General features: G+C 37.0%; 28 protein-coding genes and 1 pseudogene. 14 read left to right on the top strand and 15 right to left on the bottom strand.

Going from position 1 to position 23,300, the window contains the following annotated elements; all coding sequences use genetic code 11:
- Window positions 1-46: 46 nt before the first annotated feature.
- From RUH60_RS08305 to guaA, 4 genes are all read right to left on the bottom strand, one after another.
- Complete coding sequence (locus RUH60_RS08305) at window positions 47-277, bottom strand: DUF3820 family protein (RefSeq protein WP_313807270.1); 231 nt, start codon at window positions 275-277, stop codon at window positions 47-49.
- Between the two features lies 1 nt (window position 278).
- On the bottom strand, window positions 279-683 hold the full coding sequence (locus tag RUH60_RS08310) for an OsmC family protein (protein ID WP_313807271.1): 405 nt from the start codon (window positions 681-683) through the stop codon (window positions 279-281).
- Complete coding sequence (locus RUH60_RS08315) at window positions 683-2,635, bottom strand: LysM peptidoglycan-binding domain-containing protein (protein ID WP_313807272.1); 1,953 nt, start codon at window positions 2,633-2,635, stop codon at window positions 683-685. Before RUH60_RS08315 ends, RUH60_RS08310 begins: the two co-directional genes overlap by 1 nt.
- Before the next feature lie 75 nt (window positions 2,636-2,710).
- Window positions 2,711-4,240, bottom strand: coding sequence for a glutamine-hydrolyzing GMP synthase (gene guaA / locus RUH60_RS08320; RefSeq protein WP_313807274.1), 1,530 nt, complete (start codon window positions 4,238-4,240; stop codon window positions 2,711-2,713).
- A gap of 95 nt (window positions 4,241-4,335) precedes the next feature.
- On the opposite strand from guaA, the gene RUH60_RS08325 reads away from it, so the two are divergent.
- The 5 genes from RUH60_RS08325 (at window position 4,336) to RUH60_RS08345 (ending at window position 8,290) form a co-directional block, all read left to right on the top strand.
- Window positions 4,336-5,349: a bifunctional oligoribonuclease/PAP phosphatase NrnA gene (locus RUH60_RS08325; RefSeq protein ID WP_313807315.1), complete on the top strand. Its 1,014-nt coding sequence runs from the start codon at window positions 4,336-4,338 to the stop codon at window positions 5,347-5,349.
- A 2-nt stretch (window positions 5,350-5,351) separates the two neighbouring features.
- Complete coding sequence (gene gldI / locus RUH60_RS08330) at window positions 5,352-5,930, top strand: gliding motility-associated peptidyl-prolyl isomerase GldI (RefSeq protein WP_313807276.1); 579 nt, start codon at window positions 5,352-5,354, stop codon at window positions 5,928-5,930.
- A gap of 3 nt (window positions 5,931-5,933) precedes the next feature.
- Window positions 5,934-6,653 (top strand): peptidylprolyl isomerase, encoded by a 720-nt coding sequence (locus tag RUH60_RS08335; protein ID WP_313807278.1) that lies wholly within the window; start codon window positions 5,934-5,936, stop codon window positions 6,651-6,653.
- The gene (locus tag RUH60_RS08340) at window positions 6,563-7,015 is read left to right on the top strand and encodes an FKBP-type peptidyl-prolyl cis-trans isomerase (RefSeq protein WP_313807280.1); all 453 of its coding nucleotides are present in this window, start codon (window positions 6,563-6,565) and stop codon (window positions 7,013-7,015) included. The genes RUH60_RS08335 and RUH60_RS08340 overlap by 91 nt, the downstream gene beginning before the upstream one ends.
- Before the next feature lie 75 nt (window positions 7,016-7,090).
- Window positions 7,091-8,290, top strand: a complete 1,200-nt coding sequence (locus tag RUH60_RS08345; RefSeq protein ID WP_313807282.1) for a peptidylprolyl isomerase — start codon at window positions 7,091-7,093, stop codon at window positions 8,288-8,290.
- A gap of 36 nt (window positions 8,291-8,326) precedes the next feature.
- Here the strand turns inward: RUH60_RS08345 and RUH60_RS08350 are convergent, their stop codons facing one another.
- From RUH60_RS08350 to RUH60_RS08365, 4 genes are all read right to left on the bottom strand, one after another.
- Window positions 8,327-8,764, bottom strand: coding sequence for a hypothetical protein (locus RUH60_RS08350; protein WP_313807283.1), 438 nt, complete (start codon window positions 8,762-8,764; stop codon window positions 8,327-8,329).
- 1 nt (window position 8,765) lies between these two features.
- Window positions 8,766-9,890 carry a cysteine desulfurase family protein gene (locus RUH60_RS08355; protein WP_313807285.1) on the bottom strand — a complete coding sequence of 375 codons (1,125 nt, stop codon included), beginning with the start codon at window positions 9,888-9,890 and terminating at the stop codon, window positions 8,766-8,768.
- Between the two features lie 6 nt (window positions 9,891-9,896).
- Entirely contained in the window at window positions 9,897-10,796 is a 900-nt protein-coding gene (locus RUH60_RS08360) for an EamA family transporter (RefSeq protein WP_313807287.1), read from the bottom strand.
- Window positions 10,797-10,873: 77 nt separating this feature from the next.
- Window positions 10,874-12,652: an MFS transporter gene (locus RUH60_RS08365; RefSeq protein WP_313807289.1), complete on the bottom strand. Its 1,779-nt coding sequence runs from the start codon at window positions 12,650-12,652 to the stop codon at window positions 10,874-10,876.
- A 114-nt stretch (window positions 12,653-12,766) separates the two neighbouring features.
- Here RUH60_RS08365 and RUH60_RS08370 point away from each other — a divergent pair, with 114 nt between their 5' ends.
- Window positions 12,767-13,288, top strand: coding sequence for a hypothetical protein (locus tag RUH60_RS08370; protein WP_313807291.1), 522 nt, complete (start codon window positions 12,767-12,769; stop codon window positions 13,286-13,288).
- 1 nt (window position 13,289) lies between these two features.
- Here RUH60_RS08370 and RUH60_RS08375 read toward each other — a convergent pair whose 3' ends face one another.
- Window positions 13,290-13,844 carry a Smr/MutS family protein gene (locus tag RUH60_RS08375; RefSeq protein WP_313807317.1) on the bottom strand — a complete coding sequence of 185 codons (555 nt, stop codon included), beginning with the start codon at window positions 13,842-13,844 and terminating at the stop codon, window positions 13,290-13,292.
- Window positions 13,837-14,022, bottom strand: coding sequence for a hypothetical protein (locus RUH60_RS08380; protein WP_313807293.1), 186 nt, complete (start codon window positions 14,020-14,022; stop codon window positions 13,837-13,839). Before RUH60_RS08380 ends, RUH60_RS08375 begins: the two co-directional genes overlap by 8 nt.
- 115 nt (window positions 14,023-14,137) lie before the next feature.
- Between RUH60_RS08380 and RUH60_RS08385 the strand changes: the two are divergent.
- Window positions 14,138-14,230, top strand: a pseudogene (locus RUH60_RS08385) (DUF2752 domain-containing protein); the annotation flags it as partial.
- Window positions 14,231-14,266: 36 nt separating this feature from the next.
- Here RUH60_RS08385 and RUH60_RS08390 read toward each other — a convergent pair.
- Complete coding sequence (locus RUH60_RS08390; protein WP_313807321.1) at window positions 14,267-14,392, bottom strand: hypothetical protein; 126 nt, start codon at window positions 14,390-14,392, stop codon at window positions 14,267-14,269.
- Window positions 14,393-14,429: 37 nt separating this feature from the next.
- Here RUH60_RS08390 and RUH60_RS08395 point away from each other — a divergent pair, with 37 nt between their 5' ends.
- On the top strand, window positions 14,430-14,789 hold the full coding sequence (locus RUH60_RS08395; protein ID WP_313807295.1) for a CCC motif membrane protein: 360 nt from the start codon (window positions 14,430-14,432) through the stop codon (window positions 14,787-14,789).
- A gap of 53 nt (window positions 14,790-14,842) precedes the next feature.
- Here RUH60_RS08395 and rocD read toward each other — a convergent pair whose 3' ends face one another.
- Together rocD and RUH60_RS08405 are read right to left on the bottom strand one after the other, a co-directional pair.
- A complete protein-coding gene (gene rocD / locus RUH60_RS08400) occupies window positions 14,843-16,087 on the bottom strand; it encodes an ornithine--oxo-acid transaminase (protein ID WP_313807297.1) in 1,245 nt (414 codons plus the stop codon).
- A 218-nt stretch (window positions 16,088-16,305) separates the two neighbouring features.
- The gene (locus tag RUH60_RS08405; protein WP_313807299.1) at window positions 16,306-16,857 is read right to left on the bottom strand and encodes a DUF1697 domain-containing protein; all 552 of its coding nucleotides are present in this window, start codon (window positions 16,855-16,857) and stop codon (window positions 16,306-16,308) included.
- 180 nt (window positions 16,858-17,037) lie between these two features.
- On the opposite strand from RUH60_RS08405, the gene RUH60_RS08410 reads away from it, so the two are divergent.
- From RUH60_RS08410 to RUH60_RS08425, 4 genes are all read left to right on the top strand, one after another.
- Entirely contained in the window at window positions 17,038-17,478 is a 441-nt protein-coding gene (locus tag RUH60_RS08410) for a hypothetical protein (protein WP_313807301.1), read from the top strand.
- Between the two features lie 101 nt (window positions 17,479-17,579).
- Window positions 17,580-18,995, top strand: coding sequence for a 23S rRNA (uracil(1939)-C(5))-methyltransferase RlmD (gene rlmD / locus RUH60_RS08415; protein ID WP_313807303.1), 1,416 nt, complete (start codon window positions 17,580-17,582; stop codon window positions 18,993-18,995).
- A gap of 52 nt (window positions 18,996-19,047) precedes the next feature.
- Window positions 19,048-19,587: a DUF6452 family protein gene (locus tag RUH60_RS08420; protein WP_313807305.1), complete on the top strand. Its 540-nt coding sequence runs from the start codon at window positions 19,048-19,050 to the stop codon at window positions 19,585-19,587.
- Entirely contained in the window at window positions 19,559-20,263 is a 705-nt protein-coding gene (locus RUH60_RS08425) for a DUF6048 family protein (RefSeq protein ID WP_313807307.1), read from the top strand. Before RUH60_RS08420 ends, RUH60_RS08425 begins: the two co-directional genes overlap by 29 nt.
- Window positions 20,264-20,296: 33 nt before the next feature.
- On the opposite strand, the gene RUH60_RS08430 is transcribed toward RUH60_RS08425, so the two are convergent.
- The gene (locus RUH60_RS08430; RefSeq protein WP_313807309.1) at window positions 20,297-20,530 is read right to left on the bottom strand and encodes a hypothetical protein; all 234 of its coding nucleotides are present in this window, start codon (window positions 20,528-20,530) and stop codon (window positions 20,297-20,299) included.
- A gap of 47 nt (window positions 20,531-20,577) precedes the next feature.
- Window positions 20,578-21,732: a class I SAM-dependent RNA methyltransferase gene (locus tag RUH60_RS08435; RefSeq protein ID WP_313807311.1), complete on the bottom strand. Its 1,155-nt coding sequence runs from the start codon at window positions 21,730-21,732 to the stop codon at window positions 20,578-20,580.
- A gap of 98 nt (window positions 21,733-21,830) precedes the next feature.
- On the opposite strand from RUH60_RS08435, the gene RUH60_RS08440 reads away from it, so the two are divergent.
- Window positions 21,831-22,562: a class I SAM-dependent methyltransferase gene (locus RUH60_RS08440; protein ID WP_313807313.1), complete on the top strand. Its 732-nt coding sequence runs from the start codon at window positions 21,831-21,833 to the stop codon at window positions 22,560-22,562.
- A 4-nt stretch (window positions 22,563-22,566) separates the two neighbouring features.
- A complete protein-coding gene (locus RUH60_RS08445; RefSeq protein WP_313807319.1) occupies window positions 22,567-23,262 on the top strand; it encodes a ZIP family metal transporter in 696 nt (231 codons plus the stop codon).
- Window positions 23,263-23,300: the final 38 nt, after the last annotated feature.

Below are 23,300 nucleotides of genomic sequence, written 5' to 3' on the forward strand. Positions count from 1 at the left end.
AAATTGATAATTAACAACCGATGATTGACAATTATTCGTTAAAGAATTACGGCTTTGGGAAGTTTCTACGGATGTTTCGTACGAGTTCCTCCAGCCCGTTGAGTTTCAATTCGTACACCAATTGCAGTTGTTCTCCTAATTGTCCTTTCGAAAAGCCTTTGTTGTGATACCAAACCACGTAATGTTCGGGCAGGTCGATAAGAAAATACCCTTCGTATTTTCCGAAGGGCATTTTGGTATGAGCGAGTTTTACTAAAAGTTCGTGTTGCTTGTCCAACTTACTTCCAATTAAACGTTATTTCTTTTTTGATATCCGGATGCAGACTGTAAAAAACAGGACACGTTAAAGCCGCGCGCTCCAATATGGTTTTTGTCTTTTCATCGGCTGAAATAGTCATATCGAAATTTACTTGAATCTCAACAATTCTTCGGGGTTCGGTTCCCATGATTTTGGTCACTTCTGCTGTTGAACCTGAAAAATCAACTTCCAAATCACGAGCTTTGATTCCCATAATCGTCAGCATACAAGTTGCTAAAGCATTGGCTACAGAATCCGTTGGTGAAAATGCTTCACCTTTTCCTTGATTATCCGTTGGCGCATCCGTAATTATCGTATTTCCGGATTGCAAATGTACCGATGACGTGCGCAAATCGCCTAAATAAGTAACTTTGGAAGTCGCCATTATTTTGCTTCTTTTAAGGTTAAATCTTCATCGTAGTACAACAAGTAAACACCTTTATTGTAATATCCACCATCAATATTCGCGTAGTTGAATTTGCTTTCAATCTGCTCGGAAGCTTTCTCATTTACCGATTCTTTATAACCGCCGTCTTGGAACAAACGTAAAATTACGTCGAAAGTCACATCAAAACCTCTGGTTGCGAAACGGTTCGGGAAAATATTGTTTTTCTTCTTGAATACTTTAGCAAAAATTTCAGCTTCCGGTGCTTCGTTGTCTCTTGAAACAGATGGGTACAACAATTTCAAACGAGTTAATTTACTTAATGGAATTTCCTCAAAATCAAGTGTTTCGTTTTTCTCCAAAGTAACCAACTGCACCTGATAAGTTGAAGACGCAGTTACCAAAATATTACAAGTGCTCAACACCATTCCGGTTTTTTCAGACTCCAGAATTACATAATTCATACGGGTGTTGTCCATCAAACTTTTTACGTTTTCTAATGTCGGAACACCTTTATCACTGATTTCGGCAATTTTTACTGATGGATAATTTTCAGTAATATATTGTTTGGAACTTCCTTTCTTCGGATCAATAACCGCAATAATGTTTCCGTTTTTCGCCATCATAAAATCGAACATTTTCTTCTTAACATCTAGCGTATTTGGCATCGCCTGGAACAAATTCGAATATGGACGGCCGCGTTCGTTTGACAAAGGAGAAATAACCGGTGTATTGTATTTTTCCAGTAAAGCTGCTGTGGTTTCAACGTGATTTTGGAAGAATGGTCCGATTACTGCATCCGTTTTAGAAAAATCGTTTTTGGTAATCAACGAAGCTACTGCCGATGAATTTTTAGATTCCTCAGAATCCAAAATCTTAACCGTTAATGGTAATCCCATCGTTTTAGCCGAATCAATAGCAATTAAAGCTCCGGCATAAAAATCAAGTGTCATGTTTAAGAACTTGTCTTTCTTCAAACGTTCCTGAACCGTATTGGTCGAATCTGACTGAATTTTATCCAAATGAAACGGTAACAACAACACTAATTCTTTACTCTCCGATTTGTTCATCGTTTGTGAAATGTTCACCAACTCTTTGTTCGGATTAATTTGATTGAATTGTGACGTAGAAGGCATTTTAAGTATCATCCCTATTTTCACTCCTTCATTCAATTGCGGGTTCAAAGCCAACAGTTGTTCTTGAGATAAACCGGAAGATCTAGTTAAGCTGTATAATGTTTCTTTCGGCTGAACCTGATAATCCATATACTGAACTGTGGCAGGATTTACAGTTGGTGTTTTAACCGAAGTTGCAGCAACTGGCGTATTTTTGTTCAATCGAAGATTTTGTCCGATTTCAAGATTTTCCTTGATTTCAGGGTTCAAAGCTTCTAATTCTTCAACCGTTAAATTGTATTTTTTGGCAATTCCGTATTTCGTTTCTTTCGGCTCTACTAAATGGTATTTTGCCGAAGCTACCGCTGTTTTAACTGCTGGAGTTGTCTTGGTTTTATCAAACTTTTTAGAAGCAAAAACGATAATAGTATTCCCAATTTTCAAACCTTCACGTTCGATATCAGGATTGTTTTTGTTGATGGATTCTACCGTAACTTCATATTTTTTAGCAATACTGTAAACCGTTTCTTTAGCTTCCACAACGTGATAAATCTTCACATCGTTGGCAGTTGTTTTTGGCGCAGCTGTATTTTTAACAACCGGTGCAACAGTTTGTCCTCCTTTAACTGGAATTTTGATAACCGCATTTTCATTCACCCCGTTTTGAGCTTCCGGATTTAAACGATAGATTTCTTCGGTAGAAACACCGTATTTCTTTGCAATCGAATACGCGGTTTCTCCTTTAGTTACTTTATGCTCTTTGTAGTTTTTCGTTTGCGAAAAAGCCGCTGTTGAAACTAACAAAGTCGTACACAATCCAATAAAAAAATGCTTCATATTCCTTTTTTTAAACGAACAAGTCGTTACAAATTTAACCATTGCAACGACTTATCCACTATTTTCTTATAAAAATTATTCCCATTCAATGGTGGCAGGCGGTTTCGAACTGATGTCATACACCACTCGGTTTACTCCTTTTACCTTGTTGATAATTTCGTTGGAAATCTTCATCAAAAAGTCATAAGGCAAGTGAACCCAGTCAGCCGTCATACCGTCTGTAGATTCTACTGCACGAAGCGCTACCACTTTTTCATAAGTACGCTCATCGCCCATTACACCTACACTGTTTACCGGTAGCAAGATTGCTCCTGCCTGCCAAACTTTGTCGTATAAGCCGTGTTCTTTCAAACCGTTGATGAAAATATAATCCACTTCCTGTAAAATTCTCACTTTCTCTGGCGTAATATCTCCTAAAATACGAATCGATAAGCCTGGTCCCGGGAATGGATGACGTCCTAACAATTCATCATCAATCCCTAATGTTTTCCCTACGCGACGCACTTCGTCTTTAAATAACATTCGCAAAGGCTCAACAATTTTCAATTTCATAAAATCTGGCAAACCTCCTACGTTGTGATGCGATTTAATAGTCGCTGATGGTCCTTTTACAGAAACCGATTCGATTACGTCTGGATAAATCGTTCCTTGTGCTAAGAATTTCACATCCTCAATTTGATGCGCTTCGTCGTCAAAAACTTCAATGAACACGCGTCCGATGATTTTTCGTTTCGTCTCCGGATCTTCTACTCCTGCTAATTCATTCAAAAAACGTGCCGAAGCATCCACTCCTTTTACGTTAAGTCCCATTCCTTTGTATTGGTTGAGAACGCTTTCAAATTCATTTTTACGAAGTAATCCGTTATTTACGAAAATACAATATAAATTTTCACCGATGGCTTTATTCAATAAAACCGCAGCAACAGTTGAATCTACACCTCCCGAAAGTCCTAAAACTACTTTATCGCCTTGGATTTTCTCTTTCATTTCGGCTACGATTTCATCTACGAAAGCGTTTGGTGTAAAGTTTTGCGGAACTTCAGCAATTTTCACCAAGAAATTCTCTAACATCTGCTTTCCATCCACGGAATGATAAACTTCCGGGTGAAACTGAATCGCATACGTTGACTCACCTTCAATACGATAGGCTGCATTTTCCACATCTTTAGTCGATGCCAAACGCACACCTCCGGTTGGAAGTTGTTTAATCGTATCACTGTGGCTCATCCAAACCTGACTGTTCAAAGCTACTTCGTCAAAAAAGGCTTCATCGTCTTTAATGAAAGACAAATTCGCTCTTCCGTATTCACGAATATTGGATGGCGCTACTTCTCCACCACTAAAATGAGCCAAATATTGTGCTCCATAACAAACCGCCAACAAAGGCATTTTACCTCGAATCTGCGATAAATCTGGATGTGGCGCATCTTCTGCACGAACCGAAAAAGGGCTTCCCGAAAGAATAACCGCTTTATAGCTCGACAAATCTGTTGGAATGTTGTTGTAAGGAAAAATTTCGCAGAATATGTTCAATTCGCGAACACGGCGCGCAATCAATTGTGTGTATTGCGATCCGAAATCTAAAATAAGTACGTTGTGTTGCATGTGCAAAAATAGTCATTTCTGTAAAACTGAAAAATTAAAAAATGAAAGTTTTATTTAACGAAATTTTGAGGCAAAAAACGTATTTTCGCAACATGATGAATTCACATGATATTGAAGCGGTTAAAACGCTATTGGCAAGCCCTAAAAAAATTAGCATAATCCCACACCGCAACCAGGATGGCGACTCAATGGGGTCGACTTTAGGATTGTACCATTTTTTATTACAATTAAATCATTCGGTTACAGTAATTTCTCCAAACGAATTTCCGGATTATTTGGCTTGGATGCCTAATTCAGACAAGGTTATGGTTTATGAAACCAACACTTCCGATTGTCAAAAAAATTTATACGAAAGCGATTTAATTTTCACTTTAGATTTCAACGCCTTACACCGAACCGGCGAAGTTATGGGTTCTTTTTTGGAAACGCTGACTGACCAAACTTTTATCATGATTGACCATCATCAGTTGCCGGATGGCTATGCCAAATATGTTTATTCCGACACTTTGATGAGTTCCACCTGTGAAATGGTGTATCATTTTATCAACGCTTTAGGTTATTCGGATTTCATTAATAAAGAAGTGGCCACTTGTTTGTATACCGGAATTGTTACTGATACAGGTTCTTTCCGATTCGCCTCAACAACCAGCACAACACATAAAGCTGCTGCAGATTTGATTGACAGAGGTATCAACAACGCACAAATTCACAATAATTTATTCGATACCAGTTCTTACAACCGCTTACAACTTTTAGGAAGAGCGCTTCAAAACTTGAAATTGTTACCACAACACAGCACTTCGTATATTACTTTATCACAAGAGGAATTAGACCATTTCAATTATGTTAAAGGCGATACGGAAGGCATTGTGAATTACGGATTAACATTAGACGGTTACGATTTTACCGCCATTTTCATCGAAAACAAAGACGAAGGCATCATCAAAATATCGTTCCGTTCGCAAGGAGATTTCGATGTGAATCAATTTGCACGCAAGTACTTTAACGGTGGCGGACACATTAATGCGGCCGGAGGAAAATCTTTTGGAACTTTGGAGGAAACTATAAACCAATTTATCACTACTTTAGCCCAAGAAAATAAGAAATAATCATGAAAAATATATTTATTGTCGGTGTCATGTTTTCGGGGCTTTTATTGGCTTGTTGTAGTCAGCAGGAGGCGAGAAAACCGATTTCGCATACTTCGGGAACTTTTATCAAAGAATCGATTGAGCGCAACAAGAAACTCATCAATACCGAAGAAACACAGATTGAAAGTCTTATCAAAAAAGATACTTCGAAATCTTATGTTGCTTCACCAAAAGGCTATTGGTATCATTACGAGGTAAAAAATGATGCAGAAACATATAAACCGATAAAGGGCGACGTCACTCATTTTACCTATTCTATTACTGATTTAGAAGGCAATACGATTTATTCAGCTGAAGAATTAAAACCTCAAACCTATGCCGTTGATAAACAAAATATTATCATCGGATTGCGTGACGGAATCAAACAAATGAAAAAGGGTGAAAAAGTAAAATTTATTTTTCCTTCTCATTTGGCTTATGGTTACAGAGGTGATAATGACCGAATTGCAACCAATCAACCAATTATCTGTGTTGTAGAACTTACCGATGTTAAAGTGGGCGCTGCACTTAAAAAAGAAGCCACAAAAACTACCGAATAACCCATGAAACAAAAATTGACCGCGTCACTTTTGGCGCTATTTGCCCTATTTACAATTTCCTGCGAGAAAGAACACGACAAGTTAGCTGACGGAATTTATGCTGATATCGAAACTGTCAAAGGAAGTGTTTTAGTTCAGTTGGAATACAAAAAAACTCCGGTTACGGTTGCGAATTTCATATCATTAACCGAAGGAAAAAACCCTTTTGTAAGCCCTAAATACAAAGGAAAACCATTTTACAACGGATTAACATTCCACCGTGTAATCAACCATTTTATGGCGCAAGGCGGCGATCCGGAAGGTAGCGGAAACGGTAATGCCGGATATAAGTTTAAAGACGAATTCGATGAAAGCTTACGTCATGACAGCGAAGGAATTATGTCGATGGCAAATGCCGGAGCCAACACCAACGGATGTCAGTTTTTCATCACCCATAATCCAACACCGCATTTAGATGGAGTTCACACCGTTTTCGGACATGTTGTGGAAGGGATGGATGTGGTTCGCGCTATTGAAATGGACGATGAAATCAACTCGGTTACCATCATCCGAAGAGGAAAAGAAGCCAATCAGTTTGATGCCGTAAAAGTTTTCAAAACCTATTACAGCAAAGAGGCTTACGAACTTAAAAAATGGCCGATCAATTTGCAGAAGTTCAGAAAAATAAAGCGCTGGAATTCGAAGCGCTTCAAAAAACAGCCACCAAAACCGAATCTGGCCTAAAATTTGCATTCATCACAAAATCAGGGAATGCAAAACCAGCTCACGGTACAAAAGTGAATTTTAGCTATGCCGGATATTTTACCAACGGCTTGCTTTTTGACACCAACTATGCTGATGTTGCAAAAGCTTACGGAACGTATGATATCAACAGAGACCGACAAGGTGGTTATGCTCCGGTTCCGTTTTCGTATGGTAAAAAAGACGGTTTAATTCCCGGTTTTATTGAAGGCATGGAAAAAATGGCTGTTGGCGATAAAATTATCCTATTCATTCCTTCGTATTTGGGTTATGGGGAAAGAGGTATGCAAGGCGCCATTCCGCCAAACACCGATTTAGTATTTGAAATGGAATTGACAAAATAAATAAATTAACAAGGGACAAATCCTGAAAATCCCCGCACAATGCAAACAGAGTAAGGAAAAGGTTGAAAATTAAAAATGAAAAATAAAATCTTGATTTTACTGTTCTTGGGCTTGATGAGCGGATATGCTCAAAAAGTGAAGAAAGCGACACCTTCGAAAAAAGCAACAACTACTAAAACTACCGCAAAAGCATCAACTGATGGTATTTATGCAGATATTTTAACCAATAAAGGAAAAATCACTGTAAAGTTGGAGTATCAGAAAACACCTATTACGGTTGCCAATTTCATTTCACTTGCTGAAGGAAATAACCCTGTATCTGGTGAAGCTTTTAAAGGAAAACCTTATTACGACGGCATTAAATTCCACAGAGTTATTAAAGATTTTATGATTCAGGGTGGAGATCCGACAGGAACTGGAAACGGTGATCCGGGTTATAAATTTAAAGATGAAATCGTTCCGGAATTGAAACACAGTAAAGGCGGAATTTTATCTATGGCAAATGCTGGTCCTGGAACCAACGGAAGTCAATTTTTCATCACACATAAAGAAACGCCTTGGTTAGACGGAAGACATACCGTTTTTGGAGAAGTTACCAGCGGAATGGAAGTGGTAAACGCTATCGAGCAAGGTGACAATATCGAAAAAATGACAATCATCCGTAAAGGAAGTGAAGCCAAGAAATTCGATGCAGCAAAAGTTTTTGAAACCTACTACGCCAATAAAAAAGAGGATGATGCTAAACAAGTTGCTTTAGAAGAAGAACGTAAAAAGAAAGCTGAAGAAGACAGAATAAACAAAGAGAAAGAATACGAAGCCAAATATGGACAGGTAATGCAGATGAAAAAAGATGAATTCGCTGCTTATCGAAAATCGGCTACCAAAACTGCAAGTGGCTTAGAATTTGTTATTACTAAAAAAGGAACGGGTGTAAAACCTGCCAATGGCGCTCAAGTTCAAATCGGTTATGCCGGGTATTTCGAAAATGGAAAAATGTTCGACACCAGTTTTGAAGAAATCGCTAAACTTTATGGTAAACACGATCCGATGCGTGCTCAACAAGGCGGTTATAATGGCTTCCCTTTCACATACGGAAATAAAACGGGTTTAATCCCAGGCTTTTTAGAAGGGATTGAGAATATGAGTTTTGGAGACAAAGCCACATTTTTTATACCAGCAGCTTTAGGCTACGGAACACGTGGTGCGGGCAATGTAATACCGCCTAACTCCAACTTGGTTTTTGAAATTGAAATGACAGAACCTGTTAAAAAATAATACTAAATAAAAAGGCACTTTAAAAGTGCCTTTTTTTTATGCTTTAAATTTCCAGTCGAATTCGTCCTGATTGTTGAAAACGGCTCCAACTTCTACTTTTACAATTTCACCGTATTCTGAAATTAACATTAACCAGTTGTCTTCGTTGAAATGGTTTTCAAAACCGTCTTCAGTAGTGGTTTCCCAACTTTTAAAACCCTTTGCTTCCAACAAATCAACGATTTTAGAAGGTGAAATATTGATAATCTTTTCATCAAAAAGAATTAAATTAGCATTTGTAGTAACCAAATAACCTAGTTTAAACTCTTCTTCTTCATAAAAAGTCAATCGCATTTTTAAGTTATTGTACATCCAAATGATGTTCTTTTCTTCATCTTTATATACAAAATCAGGCTTCCCGTAAAGACTTTCCACATCTTGCTGTTTCATTCCGAAAAGCAATTTATCGATGCCGAATTTAGGTTTTAGTATCATATTAAACAGTTTGTAAGGCTTGCACCAATAAATCAATATCTTCTTTAGTATTGAAATGACTGAAAGAAATGCGCAAACTTGGCTGCTTCAAATCATCATCATTTAAAATTTCAGCTAAAACATGTGAGGGTTTTACACTTCCGCTTTGGCAGGCGCTTCCTCTGGAAACAGCAATTCCTTTCATGTCCAAATGGAACAAAATCATCGCAGTTTTATCTTCTAAAAAAGGAAACATCACATTCAGAATATTATAAAATCCTTCAGTTGAACCATTTATTTTAGCTTCCGGAAATACAATTTCAATTTGTTGAATTGCATAATCTTTTAATTCTTTGATGTGAGTTCGATGTGAATCCAATTCGAAATACGACATTTCCAAAGCTTTTGCCATTCCAACAATTTGATGAACAGCTTCAGTACCCGCGCGAAATCCTTTTTCCTGTTCTCCACCAAAAAATATAGGCTGTAATCCGCTGTTTTTCTTTAGATAGGCAAACCCAACTCCTTTTGGACCGTGAAATTTATGTGCGCTTGCGACAAGAAAATCTATATCTAATTTTTGAACATCAATTTCCGTTTTACCGATAGATTGAACCGTGTCCGAATGAAACAACGCGTTGTAATCATGCGTAATTCGTACTGCTTTTTCCAAATCTAAAACCGTTCCAATTTCATTGTTCACGTGCATTAAACTCACCAAGGTTTTGCCTTCTTGTGACAACAATTCCACCAAATCGGTAAAATCGACTGTACCATCATTTTTTAATGCTACATAGTCAACTGAAATACCGAATTCCTGCTGCAACATTTCCACCGTATGTAAAACAGCATGATGCTCAATTTTACTAGTGATGATGCGTTTCACATCCAAATCTTTCACTGCCGAACGTAAAATCCAGTTGTTGGCTTCGGTGCCACAAGAGGTAAAAATAATTTCAGAAGCCGCCGCATTGATTTGTTTCGCAATCGATTTTCGAGCCGTTTCCAACAATACTTTCCCACTTCTTCCGAAACTGTGTGTTGATGATGGATTACCAAAATCATCCGATAAAACCTTAGTCATTTCAGCGATAACTTCCGGTAAAATGGCGGTTGTTGAAGCGTTATCCAAATATACTTTTCTCATGATGGCTTACGAAACGGTTTTCAATTTTCGGTTAAAGATAAGTTTTTCGTTAAAAACGATAATTGAAATTAAAATCAAACTGTATGAAATCAACTGAACTTCGGTTACCGCTTCGTTGTAGTAAAAAACCGCGAGCAAGAAGTTAATTATCGGGTTGATGTATAACATGATTCCCACCGTTGAAGAATTCACGCCTTTTAATGCAAACAAATTCAAAAACAATGGAATAATGGTAAACATAACCACAATGAACAACAAACAGATGTAAAAACGGCTTTCCATAGGAACCGGTCCGCTGAATTTCGGATAAAACGGCAGCAACAAAATTCCTGAAGTAAGCAGTTGAATATTCAATCCGACGAATTTATCCAGCATCGTGTTGCTACGTTGTGTAATCAGATATAAAGCGTAGGTAAACGCTACAATCAAACTGTAAAACAAAGAAGAAAAACTGTTGAACGACAACAAAACACAACCTAAAGCACTAATCCCTACAGCTGTCCATTGCCATTTACTGAGTTGTTCTCTTAGGATAAAAAAAGCCAAAACGGTGGTTAAAATCGGGCAAACCAAATAGGCAAACGACGCGGCTTTCACACTGATATGATTCATCACATAGATAAAAATGAACCAGTTCGCCGTTAATAAAATGCCGCCACCAATGTTTACTTTCAGTACTTTATATTGTTCTTTTTTAGGCAATTGTTTTACCAACCGAATATCTTTCAATAGCACATCACGACGTACCAAAAGGTTAATAGCCGATATTAGAATAACGCTCAAAAACACGCGGTAAAAAAGAATATCCAACGACGGATAATCGTGTATCGGTTTCAGCGCCAAACTGAAAAATCCCCACATGACAAAGGCTGTTAGAGCCGCTAAGTAGTATTTATTGATTTGCATAAAACAAAAATTCGGAGCAAAGGTAAAGGTTTTCCCGTGCTCCGAATTCGATATTATTATTTTCTTAAGATTTTGGCTTAATGTCCACCTTCTGCTTCAATTTCATCAACATCGATATTTTGTTTTTTCAGGATGGATTTTACAGCGATGGCGAAGAACAACAGATAACCGAAACAAAGTACTGGAATAATGTACGATTGGTGAATTCCGATGATATCTGATAGTTTTCCTTGAATTGGTGGAATAATCCCTCCTCCTAAAATCATCATCACCAAAAAAGCAGAACCTTGCGAAGTGTATTTCCCTAAACCAATAATCGACAAACTGAAAATTGCCGGCCACATGATACTACACGCCAATCCACCTGCTAAAAAGGCATAAATGGCAACCGTTCCGGAAGAAAACAATCCGATTAGCATTGCTGCAACTCCAAAAATCGAGAAAATGGTTAAAGTTCGCGCCGGTTTGTCTTTACTGATGAAAAACGCGGCAATCTGAAGCACCACACAAACTACATAATAATATAATGGTGTCATGTCTTTTTGAGCTAAAGTATTCACGCCAACAATTACACCGAAAGCCAATAAAGGGACTAGTATCAACGCTAAATTTTTCTTATTATCCGACAAACGAAACACGCTGATAGCTCCAGCCCAACGGCCAATCATCAAACTTCCCCAATACATCGAAATATAGGGAGCGCTATCCGAAACACTGATGCTTCCAAACTCTTTAAGTTTCAATAATTCGGTTAGATTACTTCCTATGGCTACTTCTACTCCAACATAAGTAAAAATGGCCAACATTCCCAAAACCAACTGCGGATACTGCATGGCGCCCCAACCGTCACTGTTTTTCTTAGCCGATTGATAGGAAAACAACAAACCGCCCACTACAACTAATAAAGCTCCAGACAACCAAAACATACGACTCTTCTCTAAACCTCCTTTGATTGCGGCAATATTTTTTTCGTGATTGGCTACTTGTTCTTTCAAAGAGGTAATTTCTGTAGCAGAAAAAGTTTTGCTGTTTTCAGACTCAAAATCAGCTTTCAATACTGTTACTCTTGCTTCTAATGCTTCTATTTCTTTTGCCTCATCACTTTTATAACTGTTAAACACCGGTGCGAAACAAATCGCTAATAAACCTGTCATAATCACCAAAGTACGCATGGCTTTGTTGGCTTTTTCCATCGGTTCGTTTGAAATTCCGGCGGGCACTTTTCTCGAAAAATGAAACAGAGCCGCTGCTGCAACAAACAATAAACCAACACAAACATAAAGCAAGATTACTTTGGTCATATCTAAATGTTTGATTTGATCATCGGTTACTGTGGCAGTAGTTCCGAAAAGGGCGAAAGCAACAATCAATGGGCCAATAGTGGTTCCGAAGGAATTAATTCCACCTCCTAAATTAACACGATCAGCTCCCGTTTTCGGGTTACCCAACGAAATGGCAAACGGATTTGCTGCAGTTTGCTGCAACGAAAAACCAAGTGCTACAATAAACAATCCGGTTAACATTCCGGCGTAGACATTCGCTTCCACCGCTAAAATCATGGCTCCGGCTCCTAAAGCGGAAAACAACAATCCAAAAACAATACTTTTTTTGTAACCCCAATTTCCTACGATGTCTTTATTCTTAAAGGTTCCGAAGATGAATAATAATAAAGCTCCAATGTAATACGCCGTATAAAAAGCAAAATCTACAAGCTGCGACTGAAACTGGTCTAGTGAAAAATAACTTTTACAAAAAGGAATAAAAATACTGTTTCCGGCTGCAATAAATCCCCAGAAAAAAAATACGGTGATTAAAGTATACAACGCCGGATAATTGGTTTGATGTTGTGATGACATAATTGAGTTTTTCGTTTGGTAGTCAAATATAGCAATATTGATGAATTTTCGTAATTTGTTTTGACATATTTCAAAACTAAAAACCTTACTTTTGTCCCAAACAATATTCGTTTTATGAAAAAGATATTCGGACTATTACTTGGACTTTGTTTGTTAACCGCTTGTGATGATGGCGATTTAGTACTGGAATCGTTTAATTTCAGTAGTGTTGCTATTCAAAAGTGTACCGATAAAACATTCCTTTTTAAAACCAATAGTGATGAACTTTTGTTAGTTGATATTCCGGAATCGAGCTTTCTTAATGAAGTTACACCTGACGGAGAACCGAGAATCGTAAACATTTCCGGAACAAATAAAGTACTTTACAGAAAATATAGCAATGCTGTCGGAAGCACAACAGTTTGTAACGATATTCCACCTGCAACACCAACAGTTATAAATGAATGGAACGCTTCAAATGGTGGTAAAATTGAAATTATAACTACAGAAAAAATTACGATTGATCCAGTTACCAGCGAAGAAGTTCTTACCGGTTATAACCATCAGATTAAGTTTGTAAACATTCAGTTTGTAAGTCCGGATAATTCGTTTGTTTTCGAAGAATATTTATTCGGAACCTACACGACTTCATTGTAATTTAACGATTCGGATTTTGTTTGATATACACTTCGGTGGCGCCTAATCCGTATTTTTGGTAATTCGCGTCTTGAAAACTGATACCTTCGTATCGCCCTAACAGAAAATCAATTTCGGCTTTTAAAACGCCTTCACCTACTCCGTGAATAAATACGATTTTAGGAATTCGGTTTCTGATGGCAAATTCAAGCTGCCCTTTAACCGTATCGGTTTGCAAGGTTAAAATATCATAATTGCTCATGCCTCTTTTGGATGGTACGAGTTTTTCAATGTGTAAATCGACTTCTAAAACAAATTCGTCTTTGCGGGATTTTTTCTCTTTTACAAACGAACGTTTCTTTTCGGTTTCTTTATCCTTTAGCGCTGATAAAAGTTGCTGATTTGTGGTGAATGATTGCAAGTCTTCTGAAGTGGAAATTTTCACCAATTCATTTTCGGCAAACGCCATGACAAAACCATCGGTGGTTTCAATTACAATTTTTTGGTTCTGAAATCCGGTTACGACACCATCAATCGTATCATCTAAAACTGAAACTTTATCGCCTAGATTAAATATCGCCATCTTTGTCTTCTTCTTTTGTATTACTTGGAATTTTCGCCATCAGTTTCATCATTCCGAAGAAAAAAACCAATACGCCAATCGCCTGAATCCAAACATTGGGTTCCGGTTTCGATTGTTCGTAAAATGTATAGCCGATAATCGCTATAAACAGTAAAATATAAAATGCTTTCATATCTATCGAAAGGTCAAAAATACGCAAGTTTAAAATTATGTTGTGGTTTTTTTTAGTTATTCCCTTTTTTTTTCCTAAAATTGTTATACAGAAAATGGCTACCATGGAAGAGTTTATGCTCCCTTGTTTATCGAAAAAATTTCTAGGCATTGAATGCTTCGGATGTGGTACGCAAAGAGCTCTTGTTCTGTTATTTAACGGCGAATTCAAAGCTGCTTTTTTGATGTTCCCTGCCATTTACACCTTAGTCATTTTCTTCGGATTCATTGTTTTGAATTTCATCGACAAAACCCGCAACTATCATAGAATTATCCGAATTTTGGGAATCTCCAACGCCGTAATCATGGTTGTTGCTTACTTTATAAGACATTTTATTTACCAATATTAACCAAAACCAAACATTTATTATGGAAGAAACAAACTTCAACAATTTTGACCAGAAACAAAAATTACCAAATGCAACCGCAGTAATGATTTTGGGTGTATTATCCATTATTACTTGTTGTTGTTATGGTATCATCAGTATTTTACTAGGTGGTGTCGGAATGTATCTGGCTAAAAAAGATACTGATGTGTACAATCAAAATCCTTCAATGTATACCAATTTCAACAATATCAAAACCGGTAAAATTTTATGTATTATCGGTATTGTATTGGGTGTACTTTATTTGATTTACATGATTTGGATTATCAGCTATTTCGGAATGGACGCATTACAAAATCCGGAATTAATGCAAGAAAAAATGAGAGAATTATTAGGTCAATAATCTCCAATTTGTCAATAAAAAAATCCGCTTTTCAGCGGATTTTTTGTTTTTATTTAGTTTTCGAACTCTTTCAATGTTTTGGTGATAATATTCACACAATCTAAAAGTTGATCTTCGGTCATAACCAAAGGCGGAGCAAAACGGATGATGTTTCCGTGTGTTGGCTTGGCTAACAAACCGTTTTCGGCTAACTTCATACAGATGTTCCAAGCGGTGTCGCTTTCTTCTGTATCGTTGATAACAATCGCGTTCAACAAACCTTTTCCACGAACTAAAGTCGCAATATTAGATGTTTCAATATATTTCGCAATTTCAGAACGGAAAAGTTGTCCTAAGCGTTCTGCATTTTCTGCTAATTTTTCATCAGTGATTACTTCTAAAGCAGCAATCGCAACTGCAGCAGCAACCGGATTTCCTCCAAAAGTTGAACCATGTTGACCTGGCTTGATAACATTCATCACTTCGTCATTTGCCAATACAGCCGATACCGGATAAACACCACCAGACAATGCTTTACCTAGAATCAATACATCCGGTTTCACATTTTCATGCTGAACAGCCAATAACTTTCCGGTTCTGGCAATTCCTGTTTGTACTTCATCGGCAATGAACAATACATTATGCTTTTCACATAAGGCTTTTGCTTTTGCCAAATAACCTTCAGAAGGTACATAAACACCCGCTTCACCTTGGATAGGCTCAACTAAGAATCCTGCAATATTAGGCGTTGATGTGATGGCTTTTTCTAAAGCATCAATATCATCGTAAGCAATTTTTATAAATCCGGCTGTATAAGGTCCGAAGTTTTTACGGGCGTTCTCGTCGTTAGAGAATGAAATGATTGTCGTAGTTCTTCCGTGGAAATTGTTCTCACAAACGATTATCTGAGCTTCATTTTCATTAATTCCTTTCTTTTCGTAAGCCCATTTACGGCATAATTTTAAAGCAGTTTCAACGGCTTCAGCACCGGTATTCATTGGTAAAACTTTGTCAAATCCGAAGTATTCTGACATGAATTTTTCGTAAACACCTAACTTATCGTTGTAAAACGCTCTTGAAGTTAACGTTAAAGCTTGAGCCTGGTTCATCAAAGCATTGATGATTCTTGGATGACAATGCCCTTGATTTACAGCAGAATATGCTGACAAAAAATCATAATACTTTTTTCCTTCAACATCCCACACAAACACACCTTCTCCTTTGCTTAACACAACAGGAAGTGGGTGATAATTGTGGGCACCATACTTGTTTTCTAATTGGATTGCTTCTGCAGAACTCATTTTCTCTAACACTTGCATTATAAAATTGATTTAGTAGTTTCAGTATTGTAAAATTCTTTGGGGCGAAATTTCCCGCTAAGATAAGCAATCGGTTTTTAAAAAATAACAATTATTGCTTGTTTTTATGAATTTTATAACAAAACCAAAAACTCAGTCTCAAAAATATAACAATTAACCTGACAAAAAACACCTTTTAAAATAGATAACAAAATATAGATGACTTGTTATAAAAAGTCTTATTTTACTATGCCTGCATACATTTCGAGTAACTTTGTAACGGTATTTAAATTACGTATAGTTGCCGTTACATTTAGTTTTTTTTCAATGTACTTTTGATCGAAACGTGTTTTACCGGCTCCATTTGCATATTTGATGTAAATTCTGTTGCCATCAATGATAGCCTCATCGGGTTTTACCTGACTCATTTTCAAATCATGAATAGCCGATTCGTTCAACTCTTTAGAGATAAAAGTGAAGTATAATTTTTTAGTATCAATATCTTTCTCTTTCAAAAAAGGATTCTTCAGAAGACAAGCTTCCAAATCACTCTTTGAAATTACAATAATAGGTACATCATACCCCCATTCTTTAAAAATTTCCTGTTTAATTTTAAAACCAATCGTTGGGCCGTGCGTCTCCTCAGAATCTACAAAAACATTTCCCGATTGAATATAAGTCTGTACATTGGTAAAACCCATTCGCTCCAGAAGTGCTTTCAGAGCTTCCATTTTAATCATATTGTGTCCGGAAACGTTGATTCCGCGCAGTAAAGCTAAATGTGTTGTCATGGTTTTATTAAGAATTTCGTTTCAAAATTACAAAACATAAAATTAATGATATTCAAAATTTGCAAAAGTACCTTTTACCGATTTTAGCTTTAAAAACAACGATTTTAAGAACCAAAATACCTTATACCCCATTGATAATGAGTAAATTCATAAAACATTAACCTTATAAAACTCTGGCTTATGAAAAAAATATTCTTACTCTTGACTTTTATTTCGCTTGGTATTTTATCATCTTGTTCAAGCGATGATGGTGGCTCTGGTGGAGGCTCTGGAGATAGTATGAAAATGAAAATCAACGGAACACAAAAAAGCTTCACATCAGTAGATGTAGATTCTATGGTTTATCCAGATTATACAGACTTAGAAGTTACTGCAACAATAGCAGGAAGCCCACCAACTACAATCGAAATGAATTTAGAAAAAGACAGCATGGAAGGTGTGTACTTTTTCCAATACAGTGATGCGGGTGTATACTATGAAACAACTGAATCTTTTTCGGTAATTATCACACAAAACTCTGACAACAAACTAAAAGGTACTTTCTCAGGAACTTTAGTGGATTCTGGAAATCCTGCCAATACAATAGTAATAACGGAAGGCTCCTTTAATATTACCTATTAACGTAATAGGACTAAATCGTGAAACACAACTAAAATACGTCTATACAGGCGTATTTTTTTATTAACTGCAATTAGTATTTAAGTATTGCTTATTTTTGCCGCATGGGAAGAAAAAAAACAGACAAAATCGTATTCGAAAACGTAAAAGTCCTTGATGCGGGTGCAAAAGGCGTATCGGTGGCAAAAGCTCCCGATGGTAAAGTAATTTTTATTCCGAATGTAGTGCCGGGAGACGTAGTGGATGTGCAAACCTTCAAAAAACGCAAAGCCTATTACGAAGGAAAAGCGGTGAATTTCCACGAGTTTTCAGAGCATCGCATTGAACCGATTTGTGAACATTTCGGTGTTTGTGGCGGATGCAAATGGCAAAACATGAAGTACGAACAACAATTGTTCTACAAAAACCAGGAAGTTTACAATCATTTAAAGAGAATTGGTAAGGTTGAATTGCCGGAATTCGAGCCGATTTTAGGTTCCGAAGAGCAATTCTTCTACCGCAATAAAATGGAATTCGGTTTCTCGTCTTCAAGATGGATGACACAAGAAGAAATCGACTCTGAAGTGGAATTAGACAACAAAAATGCCGTTGGTTTCCATATTCCGAAAATGTGGGACAAAATCTTAGACATCAAAAAATGTCATTTACAGCAAGATCCTTCGAACGACATTCGTAACGAAATAAGACGATTTGCCAATGAAAATGGTTTGACATTCTTTAACCCAAGAGAAAATCACGGTTTGTTGCGTACTTTAATGATTCGTACCGCTTCAACCGGAGAAATCATGGTGCTGATTCAGTTCTACGATAATAACAAAAAAGGTATCGAATTAATGATGAATTTCCTATCGGAACGTTTCCCGGAAATCACTTCGTTACAGTATGTTATCAACCAAAAAGCCAACGATACTATTTACGATCAGGACATTATTCTTTTCAAAGGAAGAGATTATATTTTGGAAGAAATGGAAGGTTTGAACTTCAGTATTAACGCAAAATCATTCTATCAAACCAATTCTGCTCAAGCCTATGAATTGTACTCAATCACAAGAGAATTCGCAGGTTTAACCGGAAACGAATTGGTTTACGATTTATACACAGGAACCGGAACCATTGCACAATTCGTATCCAAAAAAGCGAAAAAAGTAATCGGTGTAGAAGCCGTACCTGAAGCTATTGTGGATGCTAAAGAAAATGCGAAACGTAATAACATCACCAATTGTGAGTTCTTTGTTGGGGATATGAAAAACGTGTTCAACGATGAATTTATCAAAACGCACGGTCATCCTGATGTAATCATCACTGATCCACCACGCGACGGAATGCATGCTGATGTTGTCGGACAAATTTTAAAAATCGCTCCTGAAAAAGTGGTTTACGTAAGTTGTAACTCTGCTACACAAGCGCGTGATTTGGCTTTAATGAACGAAATGTATAAAGTAACCCGAGTGCGCCCGGTGGATATGTTCCCGCAAACGCATCACGTGGAAAATGTTGTACTTTTGGAAAAAAGAAACTAGTTTGCAGTCGCAGTTTTCAGTCATCAGTTAATTGCATTGATAATCGATTCCTATGAAAAAACTAAAAATATTCGCATTGACCTTTTTACTTGCCAATTCCTTTTGGAGTTGTGAGAAAGATGATATCTGTGCGGAAGGTACGCCAACCACACCGAACGTTGTCATCGAATTTTACGACGCTGCTAATCCTACAACCCTTAAAAACGTTACTAACTTAAAAGTAATCGCAAATGGAATGGGTGAAGGAATCATTTTCAACCCTTCTGCTTCCACAGAAGAACAAAAGTACCTGTTCAATGGTTCTAAGCTATTTCTTCCATTAAAAACGACTGCTGATAATACCGTTTATAATTTCATCTACAATTCAGGTGCTGCAAATCCGGCTGATACAAATACCGATGTATTATCGTATGATTACGCTCGTCAGGATGTTTTTATCTCAAGAGCTTGTGGATTCAAAACCGTATTTCAGTTAAACGATTCCAATCCAGTACTAACTGATGGTGATGCAAGCCTTTGGATTCAATCGATAACTGTGTCACAACCTAATATTCAAAACGAAAATGAAACACACATTAAGATCTATTTTTAGTATCGCTTTAGTGTTGGTTTCATTATCAACAGTAGCTCAGGAAAAAGCAAAAGATTCAGTAAAAACAGGTAAAACGGAACGTTATGGTCTACGCGTTGGCGTTGATTTACACCGATTAACCAAATCGTTTTATGACGATAAATATCAAGGTTTTGAGGTAGTTGGCGATTATCGTTTAACCAAAAAAATCTACATCGCCGGCGAATTGGGTAATGAAAAGAAAACGGTTGATGACGACCAGTTAAATTTCACTACAAAAGGAAGTTATTTCAAAGTTGGGTTTGATTACAACGCACACGAAAACTGGCTGGATCTGGAAAACATGATTTATGCCGGAATGCGTTACGGAGTAGGTTCGTTTTCACATCAGCTAAACCATTATACGGTTTATAATACGAATCAGTATTTTGATCCAAATACAGTAACTTCAGGTCAGGAATTCAACGGATTAACCGCTTCTTGGCTAGAACTTGTAGGTGGCGTAAAAGCCGAAGTTCTTAACAACGTCTATTTAGGTTTCTCAGTTCGATTGAATTATCTGGTAACCAACAAAACACCTGACAATTTCGATAATCTGTACATTCCTGGTTTTAACAGAACTTACGATGGAAAATTCGGCGTCGGATTTAATTACACACTGAGTTATTTTATTCCGCTTTATAAAAGTCAGAAATAAAAAAATTCCAACATTTTGTTAGGATTTTTTATACTATTTTACTTCTTTCACACCCTTGATGAACATCCATGACATGAAGATTTTTTCGCCTTCATTGGTTTTGATGGCTTTAAATTTCGGAGCTAATATTGATGCAGCTACTGCAGCTGTCAATGGCAACCAAAAACCGGTTAGATTCGTAGCGTAACCTGCAATTACTCGAAAAATAATAAACAATGGTGCAAATCCTAAAAAGTTGTATAAAAATGCTTTAGTTATTTTAGACATAATGAGTTTTGAATTATAAATTATGAGTTAAGAACTTTTACTGAAAACTATACTTGTTTACTCGCTTTTTTACTACCTTCGTACATTTCGTATTTGACCAAACGGGATTCCAGTTTTCCATTAAAAAGTTTTATTTTTCTCGATGGTTTTAAACCGACAAATTTCAACGCCTCCAAATTCGCGGTAATAAACCAAGCGTTCGTTCCCGGGTAACTTTGCTTTAAAGTATCACCAATTTCTCGGTAAAAACGTTCCATATCAATATCCAAACGCTCACCATAAGGCGGATTGAACACCATGTGCAACGGTCCGCGAGTTTCTTTTTCAGTGTCGAAGAAATTACGTTCTGAAATTCTTACGTATTCATCCAAATTAGCATTTCGGATATTATCTTTCGCTTTCATCACAGCTGATGGTGCTTTATCATAACCTGTAATCGTATAATGGAATTCTTTGGTTTTCTTCATTAACGAATCCATAATTTGGTCGAATAAAGTATTATCCCAGTCATTCCAACGTTCAAAAGCAAATTCTTTACGGTTGATGTTCGCCGGAATATTGCAAGCAATCATCGCAGCTTCCGCTAAAATCGTTCCCGAACCACACATCGGGTCAATAAAATCACCTTGTCCATCCCAACCGGAAAGTAATAACATTCCTGCCGCTAAAACTTCATTAATTGGTGCAATATTGGTAGCAGTTTTATAACCTCTGTGGTGCAATGAATCACCTGAACTGTCTAAGGAAATTGAACATTGATCACGGTCAATATGTACGTTGATTCTCAAATCTGGAAAATCTTTATCAATATTCGGACGTTTGCCAAACTTCTCGCGGAACTGATCCACAATAGCATCTTTAGTTTTCAAAGCCACAAACTGCGAATGATTGAAATGTTCGGAATGCAAAGTCACATCCACCACAAACGATTGATGTGCCGACAAATACTTCGACCAGTCAATTCCCTGAACGCCACGATACAAACTCTGCTCGTTAAACGCACGAAAGTGATAAATCGGTTTTAAGATTTTTAAAGCAGTGCGCAAAGCCAAATTTGCTTTATACATAAATCCTTTATCGCCGTAAAAACTTACCATTCGGGTTCCTTGCTCTACTTTTTGAGCGCCCAATTGTATCAGTTCTTTCGCTAATATTTCCTCGAAGCCAAATAAGGTTTTGGCAATCATTTTAAAATTTTCCATCCTAATCAAAATCCAATGTCAAAATTCCAAATTTCAAATCCTGAAACATGAAATTAGTCCGCAAAAATACGTTAAATTTGTAGGCTTAAAGAATTTCTATGCAAAAAGATACTGCAAACTGGTTTGCCTCTTGGTTTGACACACCTTATTATCATATTTTATACAAAGACCGTGATTATGCCGAAGCGCAACATTTCATGGACAACCTTACCCAATATTTAAACCTACCGGAAGATGCTAAAATTTTAGATTTAGCCTGCGGAAAAGGCCGTCATTCGGTATATTTAAATGAATTAGGATATGATGTAACCGGTGCCGATTTATCCGAAAACAGTATCGAAGCAGCTTCAGAATTTGCCAACGAAAAACTGCATTTCAAAGTACACGATATGCGCGAGCCTTTTGAAGAAAAGTTTGACGCAGTTTTCAATTTATTTACCAGTTTCGGATATTTTGAAAGTGATGATGATAATCTGACGACTTTAAAAGCCATTCACGACAGTCTTTCGGAATACGGTTTTGCGGTTATCGATTTCATGAACGTGAATTATATCATCAACAATTTGGTTCCGGAAGAAGTAAAAACGGTGGAAGGCATTGATTTTCACATCAAACGTTATGTAAAAGACAATCATATTTTCAAAGAAATCGATTTTGAAGCCGATGGACAACAATTTCATTTCACGGAAAAAGTAAAAGCCTTAACTTTAAACGATTTTGAACAGATGATGGAAGAAGCCGGAATTTATCTTTTGGATGTTTTTGGTGATTACAAGCTGCGCAAATTCTATAAAAATGATTCCGAACGCTTAATCATGATTTTTAAATAGTATGATGTTGTATCTGCTTCCTTTACTTTCGGTACTATTGGGCTATGTGATAGCTACCTTTTTTCGTCCGAGAAGCAAAAAAAATCTAAAACTGCTCTTGGCCTTTAGTGGTTCTTTTTTATTGGCCTTAACCGTGTCACATTTATTACCGGCTGTTTATGAAACGTCGCATAGTCACAGTGCTGACGGACATGTTCACAGCGGTATTGGCTTTTTCATCATGTTTGGTATTGTCTTCCAGATTGTACTCGAATATTTTTCTCAAGGTGCCGAACACGGTCACGTTCACGGACACGACACGATGCATCACATTCCTTGGTCGTTATTCATCAGTTTGTGTTTGCACGCCTTGTTAGAAGGAATGCCGGTAAGCCATCATCATGATTTGGCTTGGGGAATTGCCATTCACCACTTCCCTATTGCTATTATTCTAACTACGTTTTTCAGTAATTCACATCTTAACAAAGCTTCCATATTACTATTCATGCTCGCTTTTGCAGCGATGACGCCACTTGGAACTTTTGCCTCAGAAAAACTACCTTTTATTACGCATTATTACGCTGAAATTACGGCTTTTGTTATCGGAATTCTATTTCATATTTCATCCACTATAATTTTTGAAGCCAGCGAAGGTCATAAATTCAATATGGCGAAACTTTCCGCAATCATCTTAGGAATTATTCTGGCGTATTTTATGTAAAACAACTATCTTTAAACAAATTCAAAACACATGGGATT

Source organism: Flavobacterium sp. (assembly GCF_032153895.1).
In the GTDB taxonomy this organism is placed as follows: domain Bacteria; phylum Bacteroidota; class Bacteroidia; order Flavobacteriales; family Flavobacteriaceae; genus Flavobacterium.